At 63.7% G+C, this 14686-nt stretch carries 11 protein-coding genes; 4 read left to right on the top strand and 7 right to left on the bottom strand.

The annotated features are described in order from the left end of the window. Positions 1–5: 5 nt before the first annotated feature. The 3 genes from AC1KVE_RS00285 to AC1KVE_RS00275 all read right to left on the bottom strand — a co-directional run bounded on the left by AC1KVE_RS00285 (position 6) and on the right by AC1KVE_RS00275 (position 3528). A complete protein-coding gene (locus AC1KVE_RS00285) occupies positions 6–1646 on the bottom strand; it encodes an NAD+ synthase (RefSeq protein ID WP_102255998.1) in 1641 nt (546 codons plus the stop codon). Positions 1647–1848: 202 nt separating this feature from the next. Continuing rightward, the gene (locus AC1KVE_RS00280) at positions 1849–2670 is read right to left on the bottom strand and encodes an MBL fold metallo-hydrolase (protein ID WP_456362945.1); all 822 of its coding nucleotides are present in this window, start codon (positions 2668–2670) and stop codon (positions 1849–1851) included. A 201-nt stretch (positions 2671–2871) separates the two neighbouring features. Further along, complete coding sequence (locus AC1KVE_RS00275) at positions 2872–3528, bottom strand: DsbA family protein (RefSeq protein WP_184456709.1); 657 nt, start codon at positions 3526–3528, stop codon at positions 2872–2874. An 80-nt stretch (positions 3529–3608) separates the two neighbouring features. Between AC1KVE_RS00275 and AC1KVE_RS00270 the strand changes: the two genes are divergently transcribed. Further along, positions 3609–4550: a LysR family transcriptional regulator gene (locus tag AC1KVE_RS00270; protein WP_228912334.1), complete on the top strand. Its 942-nt coding sequence runs from the start codon at positions 3609–3611 to the stop codon at positions 4548–4550. A 206-nt stretch (positions 4551–4756) separates the two neighbouring features. Here AC1KVE_RS00270 and sucD read toward each other — a convergent pair whose 3' ends face one another. Both sucD and sucC read right to left on the bottom strand, forming a co-directional pair. Further along, positions 4757–5632, bottom strand: a complete 876-nt coding sequence (sucD, locus tag AC1KVE_RS00265) for a succinate--CoA ligase subunit alpha (protein ID WP_011038208.1) — start codon at positions 5630–5632, stop codon at positions 4757–4759. Positions 5633–5656: 24 nt separating this feature from the next. After that, positions 5657–6826 carry an ADP-forming succinate--CoA ligase subunit beta gene (gene sucC / locus AC1KVE_RS00260; RefSeq protein ID WP_039519379.1) on the bottom strand — a complete coding sequence of 390 codons (1170 nt, stop codon included), beginning with the start codon at positions 6824–6826 and terminating at the stop codon, positions 5657–5659. Between the two features lie 231 nt (positions 6827–7057). On the opposite strand from sucC, the gene AC1KVE_RS00255 reads away from it, so the two are divergent. Both AC1KVE_RS00255 and AC1KVE_RS00250 read left to right on the top strand, forming a co-directional pair. Beyond that, positions 7058–8671, top strand: coding sequence for a sensor histidine kinase (locus AC1KVE_RS00255; RefSeq protein WP_039525813.1), 1614 nt, complete (start codon positions 7058–7060; stop codon positions 8669–8671). Between the two features lie 192 nt (positions 8672–8863). Then, entirely contained in the window at positions 8864–10258 is a 1395-nt protein-coding gene (locus AC1KVE_RS00250) for a sigma-54-dependent transcriptional regulator (protein ID WP_166770466.1), read from the top strand. A 465-nt stretch (positions 10259–10723) separates the two neighbouring features. Here the strand turns inward: AC1KVE_RS00250 and pilB are convergent, their stop codons facing one another. Further along, positions 10724–12457, bottom strand: a complete 1734-nt coding sequence (gene pilB, locus AC1KVE_RS00245) for a type IV-A pilus assembly ATPase PilB (protein WP_047129198.1) — start codon at positions 12455–12457, stop codon at positions 10724–10726. Between the two features lie 184 nt (positions 12458–12641). Beyond that, positions 12642–13046 (bottom strand): pilin, encoded by a 405-nt coding sequence (locus AC1KVE_RS00240; RefSeq protein WP_047129199.1) that lies wholly within the window; start codon positions 13044–13046, stop codon positions 12642–12644. Positions 13047–13423: 377 nt separating this feature from the next. Between AC1KVE_RS00240 and AC1KVE_RS00235 the strand changes: the two genes are divergently transcribed. Beyond that, entirely contained in the window at positions 13424–14683 is a 1260-nt protein-coding gene (locus AC1KVE_RS00235; RefSeq protein WP_047130423.1) for a type II secretion system F family protein, read from the top strand. Positions 14684–14686: the final 3 nt, after the last annotated feature.

Below are 14686 nucleotides of genomic sequence, written 5' to 3'. Positions count from 1 at the left end.
TCGGGCTACTGGCCGGAATAACCATTGGTGATCGGGTAACGCCGCTCGCGGCCGAACGCGCGCCGCGACACCTTGGGCCCGGGCGCGGCCTGGTGGCGCTTCCATTCGTTGAGCCGCACCAGCCGCAGCACGTGTTCCACCGTGTCGGCGGCATAGCCGGCCGCGACGATGTCATCGCGCGACTGTTCCTGGTCGACGTAGCGGTACAGGATGCCGTCCAGCACATCGTACGGCGGCAGCGAATCCTGGTCGGTCTGGTTGTCGCGCAACTCGGCCGAGGGCGGGCGCGAAATCACGGCCGGCGGTATCACCGGCGCCCCGCCCACGGTATTGCGCCACTTGGCAAGGCCGAACACTTCGGTCTTGTATAGATCCTTGAGCGGGGCGTAGCCGCCGCACATGTCGCCGTAGATGGTGGCGTAACCCACCGCGTACTCGCTCTTGTTGCCGGTGGTCAGCAGCAGCCCGCCAAACTTGTTGGACAGCGCCATCAGGATCACCCCGCGGCTGCGCGACTGCAGGTTCTCTTCGGTGATGTCCGGCTGGGTGCCTTCGAACATCGGCCCCAGCGCGGCGAGCAGGCCTTCGAACGCCGGCTCGATCGCGATGGTTTCCAGCTTGACGCCCAGCGCGCGGCATTGCTCGTCGGCCAGATCGTTGGACAGGTTGGCGGTGTAGCGCGACGGCAACCGCACCGCGGTGACGTTGTCGCCGCCCAGCGCATCGACCGCCATCGCCAGTACCAACGCCGAATCGATGCCGCCGGACAGGCCCAGCCAGACTTTGGTAAAGCCGTTCTTGCGGCAATAGTCCTGCAGCCCGCGCACCACGGCGCGCCAGGCCAGCGCATCCATGCTCTCGTCGCCATCGTCCACCCACACCACCGGGGTGAAACTGCGCTCGCCGGCGGCGTAGTCCACCACCAGCCACTGATCGACGAAGGCGGCAGCGGCCGGATGCACGGTACCGTCGCCATCGGCCACCACCGATGCGCCGTCGAACACCAGCGCATCCTGGCCGCCGACCACGTTGAGGTAGGCAATCGCCGCCCCGCTCTCGCGTGTGCGCTCGGCCAGCAGGGCATCGCGCTGCGCATGCTTGCCGCGCTCGTAGGGCGAGGCATTGGGCACCAGCACCAGCTCGGCGCCGGCCTGCACGGTCCTGGCCAACGGTTCGGCAAACCACAGGTCCTCGCAGATCACCACGCCCACCTGCACACCCTTGACCGTGACCACGCAGTTGTCGCCATCCGGGTCCACGTCGAAGTAGCGGCGCTCGTCGAACACTGCGTAATTGGGCAATTCGCGCTTGCGATACGTCGCCTCGATACGCCCGTCGCGCAACACGCTGGCGGCGTTGTAGACCACGCTGCCGGCACTCTGCGGCCAGCCGACCACCGCCACGATGCCGCGCGTACTGGCGGCGATGCGCGCCAGCGCTTCCTGGCAATGGGCGAGAAAACCGGGCCGCAGCAGCAAATCTTCCGGCGGGTAGCCGCTGATCGCCAGCTCGGGAAACAGCACGATGTCCGCATCGAACTCGTCGCGCGCTGCCGCGATGAAGTCGATGATGCGATCGGTATTGCGCGTCACGGCGCCGACCGGGAAGTCGAACTGCGCCATGGCGATGCGGAGCGTCTGGGACATTGGAAGGCCTATGCGAATGCAGCGGGGAAGGCGTGGCTGCGCCGCATCCCGCAACAGACCGGGATGCAGACCGGCGTCGCCGCCAAGCCTGCATTATTCCAGAAGCGCAGCGGCGTGCAGGGATCTGGCGCTGCGTCGGTGTTGCGCGTCCACTGCATGCACGGCGCCTGCGCGGATGGTGTCCGGCTGCGCCGTCATCGCATCAGCCCCACTGCATCTCGCCGGTGGCGACCTTGGCGCCGATCTGCAATGCCACCGTCATGCCGGCATCGGGGTAGCGCGCGGTCATGGCCTTGATCAGGTCGGCACTGTTGCTGTGCCTGGCCAGCTCTTGCTCGAAAGCCAGCAGATAATCGCGCGTGTAGGCGATGGCCGAGGCATCGGTGGGCGCGCCCGGCAGCAAATGGCCGGCCACCACCACCGATGGCAAACGCGCCGCCATGCGCTCCAGCGTCTTGCGCCAGGCTGCACGGCCTTCGGCGCCGTGCGTATCGGCGGTCCACACATGCGTGCCGGAGAACACCAGCACGCCACCGAAGATCGCCTTCAGCGCAGGCACCCAGATATAGCGTCGGTTGGCCAGACCGTCGGCCTCCACGATCTCCAGCGCGTGGCCTTCACGTGTGAGTGCAGGGCCATCGAAGGGTTCCGGCATCACGATGTCGGCCAGGCGCTGCGGGCCGTTTTCCTTTAGCTGCGGGCCCCAGGTGGCCAGTTTCTTTTCGACATTGCCCTTGATCGCCGCAATGGTGGCCGAGGCGGCGATGACGCGCGCCTCGGGGAAGGCAGCCTTGATCGGCGCCAGGCTGAAGTAGTAGTCCGGGTCGCTCTGGCTGATGTAGATGGTGGTCAGCGTCTTGCCGCTGGCGCGGATCGCCTCGACCAGCGCCTTGCCGTCGGGCAGGGTGAAGCCACCATCGATCAGCACCGCATCGTGCGTGCCGGAAATCAGCACCGGCGCGCGGAAGAACCCATGTTCACCGGCGGGGAAATGTTGATACGTCAGTGTGGTCGGTGCAGCCATGGCGGTATTCGCTCCAGGGAAGGCGGTTGCGACACTCGCAACGGCCAGGGTTTTGATGACGTCTCGTCGGGTTGGCATTGGTTTGGCCTTTGGGGATGGCGACGGTTGGGGTGAGGGTGCGGCGGAAGACAGCCAAGTCACTGGAGACGTGTGTGGGGAAAGGTCCGCTGCAAGAAAGCCAACCCCATGGCGAGAAACCCGTCACCCAGATGCCAAAAAATGCCCAGCATCCAACTGCCGCAGGACGACATCGGGGTTCCCATAACCCGCCCCGACATCCAGCAACCACCGCTTGCCGGACGACTGCGCAACCAGCGTCGGCACGCCGCGTACATCGAATTCCTGCAACAGCTCCAGCGCCTGGTCGATGCGCGCCTGTGTCAGCGCAAGCAGCTGCGCATCCGGCGCGGCGATCTGCTTCGCGGCCTGCTCCAGCCCGAGCGATTGCAGCAGGCCCACCAGCGTGTCCAGCGCGGTCACATCGTCGCCCTCGACATAGCGCGCCCGCTGGATGGCCCCCAGCACCTGCACTTCGCGCGACGGAGCGACACGCGCCACCGCCGTCAGTGCCAACGTCGCCGGAGCGCTATCGAAGCGCTGCTGACGATTGCCGAGCACGCGCTGCCGATACTGGGCGCTGAAATCCTGGCCGGTCAGCTGTGCGATGCGTTGGTCGTTGGACCAGGCGTAGCCGGCGAAGGTGTCGTCCATCGCCCTGGCGCCCGCGCCCAGAAACAGCCCGGCTGGCAGCAGTTGCAGCGCGACATCGGCCCGTGCCTGCAGCGCCGACACCACCGCGCTGGCGCCATAGCACCAGCCGCACAGCGGGTCGTAAATGTAGTGAACGGTAGTGGACATGGCAGCGGCATCCGGTGGCGAGGAAGGCATCCTAGGCCCGCGCCGTTGACTCTTAAATCCATCCGCCATAAACATACCGTATGCCAAAGACACACAATCGAAGCGAGACCGGACCAGGCGGCCTGGGCAATCTGCGCCGCCTGGCCTACTTCGTCGCAGTGGTGGACACCGGCTCCTTCACGGCGGCCGCCGAGCGCCTGGGCATCACCAAGGCGGTGGTGAGCCAGCAGGTCGCCCGCCTGGAGCGCGAATGCCGCACCTCGTTATTGGTGCGCACGACCCGCAGGGTGCGCACCACCGAACTCGGGCAGGCGTTCTACCAGCGCTGCGCGGCCATCCTGCGCGATACCGACGACGCCTTCGACGCACTCACCGACACCGCCGCCGAACCGTCCGGCCTGCTCCGGCTCACCGCCCCGCTGGACTACGGCGTGCGCGTGGTGGTGCCGGCGATCGCGGCCTTCACCCGGCGCCATCCGGCCTGCAAGGTCGACGCAATCCTCAGCGACCAGACCCTGGACCTGATGACGGCCAACATCGAGCTTGCGATCCGCGTCGGCTGGCTGGCCGAAAGCAGCCTGCAGGCACGCAAGATCGGCGCGTTTCGCCAGTTGCTGGTCGCGCCTTCCGCGATGGCCGCGCAGCTGGCCCGAATCGCATCGCCGCAGGACGTCGCCACCCTGCCCTTCGTGGCGAACACTGCATTGCGCGATCACCAGCGCTGGCAATTCGCGCACGCCACGCATGCGCCGCAGAGTGTGGACGTGCAGCCGGGCATCTTTCTCGACGCCACCCTCGCCGTGCGCGAGGCGGTGTGCCAGGGTGCAGGCATCTCGGTGCTGCCCGATTATGTGGTCGCCGACGATCTGGCCGCCGGTCGCTTGCTGCATGTGCTGCCGCAGTGGCAGTTGCCGTCCGGCGGCATCCACGCCGTGTTTCCGGCAACGCGCTTTCGACCGGCCAAGGTGCGCGCGTTCGTGGACCTGTTGCTTGAGCTCAATGCGCAACAGCACGAGCTTTGAATCGAACGCTGCAAGCCGCTCGAATCCGCCGCCAGGCCGCGGCAGGCAACAGCGGCCGGCGAAGACGCTGGCACCAGCCAGCCATTGGCCAACGGCAATGGCCACGTCGGACATTGCCACAAACGGCTAGCCACAGTAGCTAGCCACAAAAAAGGCCGCCCGAAGGCGGCCTCTCCGACGCTCGCACGCTTACGCGCGCGGCGTGCTTACTTCACCAGCGCAGCAATCGCCGCACCCAGATCGCCCGGCGAACGGACGGTCTTGACGCCGGCAGCTTCCATCGCCGCGAACTTGCCTTCGGCGGTGCCCTTGCCGCCCGATGCGATCGCACCGGCGTGGCCCATGCGCTTGCCGGCCGGCGCCGACGCACCGGCGATGAAGCCGACCACCGGCTTCTTCACGAACTGCTTGATGTACTCGGCACCGGCTTCCTCGGCGTCGCCACCGATTTCGCCAACCATGATGATGCCTTCGGTCTGCGGGTCTTCGTTGAACAGCTTGAGGCAGTCGACGAAGTTCAGGCCGTTGATCGGGTCGCCACCGATACCGATGCAGGTGCTCTGGCCCAGGCCCACTTCGGTGGTCTGCTTGACCGCTTCATAGGTCAGGGTGCCCGAACGCGACACGATGCCGATCTTGCCCGGCTTGTGGATGTGGCCCGGCATGATGCCGATCTTGCACTCGCCCGGGGTGATCACGCCGGGGCAGTTCGGCCCGATCAGCACGGTGTCCGGATGCGAGCGGGTCAGCACGTTCTTGACGCGCAGCATGTCCAGCACCGGGATGCCTTCGGTGATGCAGACGATGACCTTGATGCCGGCCGCGGCCGCTTCCAGGATCGCATCGGCCGCGTACGGCGGCGGCACGTAGATTACCGACGCATCGGCGCCGGTGCTCTGCACGGCATCGGCCACGGTGTTGAACACCGGCAGGTCGATATGCGTGGTGCCGCCCTTGCCCGGCGTCACGCCGCCGACGACCTGGGTGCCGTACTCGATCATCTGAGTGGCGTGGAAGGTGCCCTGCTGGCCGGTGAAGCCCTGCACGATCACCTTGGTGTTCTTGTTAATCAAAACGGACATGGATAGTTCCTTCGGTGTCGTGGATCAGGCGGCGTTCTTGACAGCTTCGACGACCTTCTTGGCACCGTCGTTGATGTTGTCGGCCGGGATGATGGCCATGCCGCTGTCGCGCAGCAGCTGCTTGCCTTCTTCCACATTGGTGCCTTCCAGGCGCACCACGACCGGGACCTTGACGCCCACTTCCTTGACCGCAGCGATGATGCCCTCGGCAATCATGTCGCAACGGACGATGCCGCCGAAGATGTTGACGAAGATGCCTTCGACCTTGTCCGAGGACAGGATCAGCTTGAACGCCTCGATGACGCGCTGCTTGTTGGCGCCGCCGCCCACGTCCAGGAAGTTCGCCGGCTCGCCGCCGTTGAGCTTGATCACGTCCATGGTGGCCATGGCCAGGCCTGCGCCGTTGACCATGCAACCGATGTTGCCGTCCATGGTGACGTAGTTGATGTCCAGCTCCGACGCGGTCACTTCGGTCTCGTCTTCCTGCGTCTTGTCGCGCATGGCGATCAGCTGCTTCTGACGGAACGCGGCGTTGTCGTCGCTGTCGAACTTGCCGTCCAGCGCGTACAGGTTGCCGTCGTCCAGGATCGCCAGCGGGTTGATTTCAACCAGCGCCAGATCCTTTTCGTTGAACAGGCGATACAGGTTCACCATGATGCTGGCGAACTGGCCGGCCTGCTTGGCCGTCAGGCCGAGCTTGAAGCCGAAATCGCGGCCGTGGTAGCCCTGCACGCCTTCGACGAAATCGACGTTGAGCGAATGGATCAGCTCCGGCGTCTCGGCGGCGACCTGCTCGATCTCCACGCCACCCTCGCTGGAGGCGATGTAGGTGATGGTCTTGGTGCCGCGGTCGACCAGGATCGACAGGTACAGCTCCTTGACGATCTCGCCGGCGGTGGTCACCAGCACCAGGTTGATCGGCAGCTCGACGCCGGCGGTCTGGTAGGTGGACATCTTGGTGCCGAGCATCTTGGCCGCTGCGGCCTTCACGTCGTCGGTGGTCTTGCAGAACTTGACGCCGCCAGCCTTACCGCGACCGCCCGCGTGGATCTGCGCCTTCACCATCCAGGGGCCCTTGCCCAGGGAATTGGCGACTTCAACCGCTTCGTCCGGGGTCGCCGCGACCTTGCCGGCCGGAACGGGGATGCCGTACTCGGCAAGCAGCTGTTTTGACTGGTATTCGTGGAAATTCATGCGTCACCGTGGGAAAAGGAAACGACCGCTGCGTGCAACGCAGACCGCCTGGGCGGCACGTCAAGAGACGCGAACGGGCCGCCTATTGTGGCCGACCACGCCGTGCGGCGCAAAAGTCGGCGCGCGTGGCCTGCCGTTTGCACCGCTTGCACGCAGCCCGGCACTGTGCGCAAGCGCTGCGCGGGCCGCGCACCTGCCTATACTCGCGGCTTGCTCCAGCGGGGAATCGGCTTGCCATCCAGCCCATCGCTTATCGACCGGATCCAGTCCGCGCCGCAGCGCGAGCTGTACTTCTTTTCGCTGTACCGGGTGCTGGTGGCCGGGCTGATCGCCGCCCTGGTGTTCAGCCCCCTGTCCGACGCGATCCCGGAGCCGCGTTACCCGCGCCTGGCGGCCGGCGTGGCGATCGGCTATCTGTCGGTGGCGATCCCGCTGCTGTTCTGGGGCCGCAGCGAGCGCCGGCTGACCACCACCGTGTTCTGTTCGGTGCTGGCCGACATCGCCGCCGCGACCCTGGCCACGCATGCGCTGCCCGGCGCCAGCGCCGGCATCGCGATGATGCTGCTGTTCAATGTCGCCGCTGCCTCGATCCTGCTGCGCCTGCGCTACGGCATGAGCATCGCGGTGCTCGCCAGCGGCGCCATCGTGCTGGAATACCTGTGGACCCTGCTCGAAGGTGGCGGCGCCGCCCGCCCGGTCGCGGAACTGGCGATGTTCGCCACCAGCTACGTCGCGGTGGCCTTCATCTGCGAACAGATCGGCTCGCGTGCGCGCCGCAATCAGGTACTGGCCGAAGAACGCGGCGCGCAGGTCGCCAACCTCTACGAGATCAACGAACTGATCATCCGCCGCATGCGCACCGGCGTGCTGGTGGTCGATACGCACAACCGCATCACCCTGGCCAACGAGGCGGCGCTGGCGCTGCTCGGCGACGGCGACCAGCGCAACGCCCCGGTCGACCTGTCGCTGGCGGCGCTCACGCCCGAACTGTTGCGCCGCCTGCAGCGCTGGCGCAGCGGCTGGCGCGAGGAAGAGGCTCCGCTGCAACTGGGCGCCGACCGCCCGGAAGTGCAGCCGCGCTTCGTGCGGCTGCTCGCCGACAGCGACCTGGTGCTGGTGTTTCTGGACGATGCCAGCGTGGTGTCGCGGCGCGCCGAATCGCTCACCCTGTCGGCGATGGGGCGCTTTTCGGCCAGCCTGGCGCACGAGATCCGCAACCCGCTGGCGGCGATCAGCTACGCCTCACAGCTGCTGGAAGAATCCCCGGACATCGGCGATGCCGACCGCCGCCTGCTGCAGATCATCCACCAGCAATGCCAGCGCACCAACGGCATTGTCGAGAGCGTGCTCGCGCTGGCCCGCCGCGAGCGCGCAAGCCCGGACAACCTGGATCTGGCCGCCTTCGTGCGCCGCTTCGTGGTCGAGTACCGGCAGACCCTGTCGATGGAGACCGACATCCTGGAAGCCAGCATCCAGGGCAATGCCGTGCATGCCTTGATCGACCCAAAGCACCTGCACCAGATCCTGACCGCGCTGGTGCACAACGCGCTCAAGTACGGCCGGGTCATGGACGAACCGGCACGGGTGAAACTGCGCGTGGAGCGCATGGAGCGCATGGCGGTGATCGACGTGGTCGACCGCGGCCCCGGCATCCCGGAGACGGTGGCCGCGCAATTGTTCCGCCCGTTCTACACCACCTCCGAGCACGGCACCGGGCTGGGCCTGTATATCGCCCAGGAACTGTGCCGCGCCAACCAGGCGCAACTGGACTACGTGTCGGTGCCGGGCGGCGGCGCCTGTTTCCGGATCCTGTTGCAGGGGCCCAATAGCCTGCTCGGGAAATGAGCGGGAGCGTTGCGTCATGCCAGCAGCAAGCCAATGGCGCTGCGGCCTGCGCTGGCACTGCGATCGTGTCCGTGCGGCCAGCCGCTGCGCATCGTGCTGCGCCCGCGCACCATCGTGTGATCGCGTGAATCGTTACGCCCGGACCCGACCGGCAATTGTCGACGGTCATCGCCGTGGGCTATCGTGCGCCACATGAACGAACCGAAAAGTGCCCTGGTTGTCGATGACGAGCGTGACATTCGCGAACTGCTTGTTCTCACCCTGGGCCGGATGGGCCTGCGCATCAGCACCGCCGCCAACCTGGCCGAAGCACGCGAGCTGCTGGCCAACAATCCCTACGACCTGTGCCTGACCGACATGCGGTTGCCTGACGGCAACGGCATCGAGCTGGTCACCGAAATCGCCAAGCACTATCCGCAGACCCCGGTGGCGATGATCACCGCGTTCGGCAGCATGGACCTGGCGGTGGAAGCCTTGAAGGCCGGCGCCTTCGACTTCGTCAGCAAGCCGGTGGACATCAGCGTGCTGCGCGGCCTGGTCAAGCACGCGCTGGAATTGAACAACCGCGACCGCCCCGCCCCGCCCGCGCCGCCGCCGGAACAGGCCAGCCGCCTGCTGGGCGATTCCAGTGCGATGGAAGGCCTGCGCGCCACCATCGGCAAGGTCGCGCGCAGCCAGGCGCCGGTCTACATCGTCGGCGAATCGGGCGTAGGCAAGGAGCTGGTCGCCCGCACCATCCACGAACAGGGCGCACGCGCGGCCGGCCCGTTCGTGCCGGTCAACTGCGGCGCCATTCCCGCCGAGCTGATGGAAAGCGAGTTCTTCGGCCACAAGAAGGGCAGCTTCACTGGCGCGCATGCCGACAAGCCCGGCCTGTTCCAGGCGGCGCATGGCGGCACGCTGTTTCTGGACGAAGTGGCCGAATTGCCGCTGCAGATGCAGGTCAAGCTGTTGCGCGCGATCCAGGAAAAATCAGTGCGTCCGGTAGGCGCCTCCAGCGAGTCGCTGGTGGACGTGCGCATTCTCTCGGCCACCCACAAGAACCTGGGCGACCTGGTCTCCGACGGCCGTTTCCGCCACGACCTGTACTACCGCATCAACGTCATCGAACTGCGCGTGCCGCCGCTGCGCGAACGCGGAGGCGACCTGCCGCAACTGGCCGCGGCCATCATCGCGCGCCTGGCACATAGCCACGGCCGGCCGATTCCGCTGCTCACCCAGTCCGCGCTCGACGCGCTGGACCAATATGGCTTTCCCGGCAACGTGCGCGAGCTGGAAAACATCCTAGAACGCGCCCTGGCCCTGGCCGAAGACGACCAGATCAGCGCCACCGACCTGCGCCTGCCCGCCCACGGCGGCCATCGTCTGGCCGCCACCCCCGGCAGCGCCGCCGTCGAACCCCGCGAAGCGGTGGTCGACATCGACCCGGCCTCGGCCGCCCTGCCTTCCTACATCGAGCAACTGGAGCGCGCCGCGATCCAGAAGGCGCTGGAAGAAAACCGCTGGAACAAGACCAAGACCGCCGCGCAGCTGGGCATCACGTTTCGGGCGTTGCGTTACAAGTTGAAGAAGTTGGGGATGGAGTAAAAGGCCGGGAGTCGGGATTGGGGAATCGGGAATCGTAACAGCGGGTTGCCGTGTTTAGTTGCTTTGACGGCTCTGTTCTGGCTTCTACGTCTCGAGAACCTTAGAGGACGGCATTCATGGCCGGATGCTGTTCTCCTAATAAAAACGGCGCTCCCCTTACGAGGAAGCGCCGTTTTTTTGGGGGCTTCGCAACTTTGCCAAGTCTCGCCAAAACCGGTGAGCAGAAGCTTGGGTGAAAAGGATTCCCCCCGTAGCCAGCTTCTCCGATTCCCCAATCCCGATTCCCTATTCCCGGCCCTTAGTCCTTCGTCACCCGATTGATCTCGGCCAGGCTGATCACCCGTGCGACCTTCATCCAGTCCACCTGATGCAGGTCGCCAGTAACGATCCAAGACAGACAGCTGCCCAGCCCGCCGGTCGGGGGCTCTTGCGAATCCCCAATCCCGAATCCCCAAATCCCAGCCCTTAGTCCTTCGTCACCCGATTGATCTCGGCCAGGCTGGTCACACCGTGCGCGGCCTTGACCAACGCCGACTGACGCAGGTCGCGGATGCCGATACTCTGTGCCGCCTCGGCGATCTGCATCGCGTTACCGCCTTCCAGCACGATCGCGCCGATCTCGTCGGTCATCGGCATCACCTGGTAGATACCGGTACGGCCCTTGTAGCCTTCGGTGCACTCGTCGCAACCGACCGCCTCATACAGCTCGATCCCGGCAGCGATCTGCGCAGGCGTGAAGCCTTCCGCCAGCAACGCATGCTCGGGCAAGGTCGATTTGCGCTTGCAGTTGTTGCACAGGCGCCGCGCCAGACGCTGCGCGATCACCAAGGTCACCGACGAAGTAATGTTGTAAGGCGCGATGCCCATGTTCATCAAACGCGCGATGGTCTGCGGCGCATCGTTGGTGTGCAGCGTGGACAGCACCATGTGACCGGTCTGCGCGGCCTTGATCGCAATCTCGGCCGTCTCCAGGTCGCGGATTTCGCCGACCATGATGATGTCCGGGTCCTGGCGCAGGAACGAACGCAGCGCCGCGGCAAAGGTCATGCCGCGCTTGTTGTTCTGCTGCACCTGATTGACGCCGGGCAGGCGGATTTCCACCGGGTCCTCGGCGGTGGAGATATTGCGCGTCTCGTCGTTGAGGATGCCCAGTGCCGTGTACAACGACACCGTCTTGCCCGAACCGGTCGGCCCGGTCACCAGCACCATCCCGTACGGCTTGTGAATCGCATCCAGGAACAGCTTCTGCTGGTCAGCCTCGTAGCCCAGCTTCTCGATGCCCAGCTTGGCCGCGCTGCCGTCCAGGATACGCAGCACCACCTTTTCGCCGAACAGGGTCGGCAAAGTGCTCACACGGAAGTCGATCTGCTTGGTCTTGGACAGGTTGAGCTTGATGCGCCCGTCCTGCGGCACCCGCTTCTCGGCGATATCCAGCTGCGACATCACCTTCAGGCGTGCCGCGATACGCTGGCTCAACTTCACCGGCGCCTTGGCCACGTTCTTCAGCAGCCCATCGATCCGCAGCCGCACCCGGTAGTCGTCTTCATAGGGCTCGAAATGGATGTCGGAGGCTCCCCGCCGGATCGCATCCACCAGCACCTTGTTGACGAACTTCACTACCGGCGTGTCGTCGCCCTTGGCATCGACCCCGGAATCCCCGCCGGCGCCCATGTCCTCGTCCCCGGCCGACACGTCCAGGTCGCCCATCCCCTCATCATCGTCCCCGAGCGACGAGCCCAACGATGCGTTGCTGGCCTGCCACTGCTCCAAGGTACGACGGATCTGGTCCTCGTCGACCAGGATCGGCTCGACCACCAAATTGGTATGAAACTTGATGTCGTCCAGCGCCCTGGTCTGGGTCGGGTTGCTCACCCCCACGAACAACCGGTTGCCGCGCTTGAACAGCGGCAGCACCTGGTACTTCTGGAGCAACTCCTCACTGACCAGTTTGACCGCGTTCTGATTGGCGTCGAAGACCGACACGTCCATCAGTGGCATACCGAATTCGACCGCGTTAGCGGCGGCAAGTTGAGACGCGGTTACCAATTTTTTCTCAGCAAACCATTGGGGCAGAGGCACCTTGGCAGCGCTAGCCTGATCCATCGCCAGCCTTGCCGCTGACTCATCTAAAGCCCCGTCTTGGACAAGCCGACGAGCAATGCCGGTAATGCCGACCAGATTGGCAATGACTACGTTCATCTTGTCGCTCCGAAAGCGGGGATATAAATGTACAACACACTCCCCAAGCCAAAAACCCTACCAATTCAGAGAAACCCGGCAACAAATACAAAAAGCTTGCGCCGCACATACCCCGACAGCACTTGCATGCTGATAAAAGAAAAGGCCCATACAGGGCCTTTTCAAGACTCAAAGCTTACAACGATCAGGTGCAGCCAGCCGGCTTGTGCTTGGCAACTACGGCGCCGCCACTGATACCGCACGTCCAAACACCTGCGTTACGAGTCAACGTCAAAGTCGCACCGGCAACGATGTCATTGCCCTTAATATTGACGCACGTAAGCGTAGTAGCGGTTGCACCAAAGCTCGTGCAGCGCGGGGATGTAGTCTGAAGACCAACCTCCTGCGCGTCTGCAGGAACATACAGGCTGTTTTCTTGAAGCTTGGATTCCAGCATGGTCTTGGCGGGACTCACTTCCGCAAGGGCAGCGGTCAGCTGGGACTTGGCCACATAGTCACGGTACATCGGCAGTGCGATAGCGGCCAGGATGGCGATGATCGCGATAACGATCATCAATTCGATCAGGGTAAAGCCCTGCTGCTTCTTCATTGTGAATCCCCTAGAGATAAGTTGAGTAGGTTGACGGACACTCAGCTCTCAAGGCTACTGATCCCCTTGAGCGCCTCGGCGGCGCAGAGCGCCCCGTGCGGGTGATACAAGCAGATTACGTGCCAACTTCATGAACAATGACCTGCCTCCCCGGTAGCAAGTCTATCTGCGTAGCGCCGTAGGGCACATGGTGAAAAGTGATATCTGCGACAGGGCTAACCCTCTGCCGGACAAGGCCAGAAAGTGACTCTGCGCGTCACATTGTTTGAGTACCGATATGCGTGCAACGCTCCTGTTCGAACGAGTGTCATACGCCTTAGAACCAGATAAGATAAGACAGTGTCCACCTGGGGATGGCTGGACGGGGAGCAGAGCTAATGTCAGCAATACGTAGCGCAATCAAGAAAGAGGCCGTGTCCCGCTCAATCGACCAGCAGTTGCAATTCATCTGGGAGGGTAAGGACAAGCGCGGCGTCAAGATGAAGGGGGAACAGACCTCCAAGAGTGCTAACTTGCTGCGCGCAGAATTGCGTCGCCAAGGCATCACGCCAACGGTAGTGAAGGTCAAACCCAAGCCGTTATTCGGCGCGGCGGGCAAGACGGTCACACCTAAAGATATCGCTTTTTTCAGCCGTCAAATGGCGACGATGATGAAGTCAGGCGTCCCAATTGTGGGTGCCCTCGAAATTATTGGCAGTGGCCACAAGAACCCCCGTATGCGGAACATGGTTGGCCAGATCCGCACGGATATTGAGGGGGGCTCCTCGTTGCACGAAGCAATTAGCAAGCATCCCGTGCAATTTGACGAGCTCTACCGAAATCTCGTCCGTGCAGGCGAAGGCGCGGGCGTACTTGAGACCGTTCTTGATACGGTGGCGAATTACAAAGAAAACATCGAAGCACTTAAGGGAAAGATCAAAAAAGCGATGTTTTACCCGGCAATGGTGATGGCCGTCGCACTGATTGTCAGCTCCATCCTCCTTGTCTGGGTGGTACCCCAATTTGAAGACGTTTTCAAAGGTTTTGGCGCGGAGCTTCCTGCATTTACACAGATGATTGTCAACGCTTCGCGATTCATGGTTGCGTGGTGGTGGCTCCTTTTGATTGTATTAGCAGGAAGTATCACTGGCTTTATATTCGCTTATAAACGGTCGCCTGCTATGCAACACGGCATGGACCGCCTGATCTTGAAGGCCCCCGTCCTAGGCCAAATAATGCATAACAGCTCGATAGCCCGATTTGCCCGTACGACGGCGGTGACATTCAAGGCTGGCGTGCCCTTGGTAGAGGCGCTGAGCATCGTTGCAGGTGCGACAGGCAATTCGGTCTATGAGAAGGCTGTGTTACGTATGCGCGATGACGTTTCAGTCGGCTATCCAGTCAACGTGGCAATGAAACAGGTCAATCTGTTCCCGCATATGGTTGTACAGATGACTTCAATCGGTGAGGAGGCCGGCGCATTGGATGCGATGCTATTCAAGGTAGCCGAATACTTCGAACAAGAAGTCAACAATGCTGTCGATGCATTGAGCAGCTTGCTAGAACCCATCATCATGGTATTCATTGGTACCATCGTCGGCGGCATGGTCATCGGCATGTACCTGCCCATCTTCAAGCTCGCTTCGGTGGTTGGATAAGAC

The sequence above is a fragment of the Xanthomonas sp. NCPPB 2864 genome, from assembly GCF_056675615.1.
Note: the sequence above shows the minus strand (reverse complement) of the source record. Positions and strands in the feature narration are given on the sequence as shown.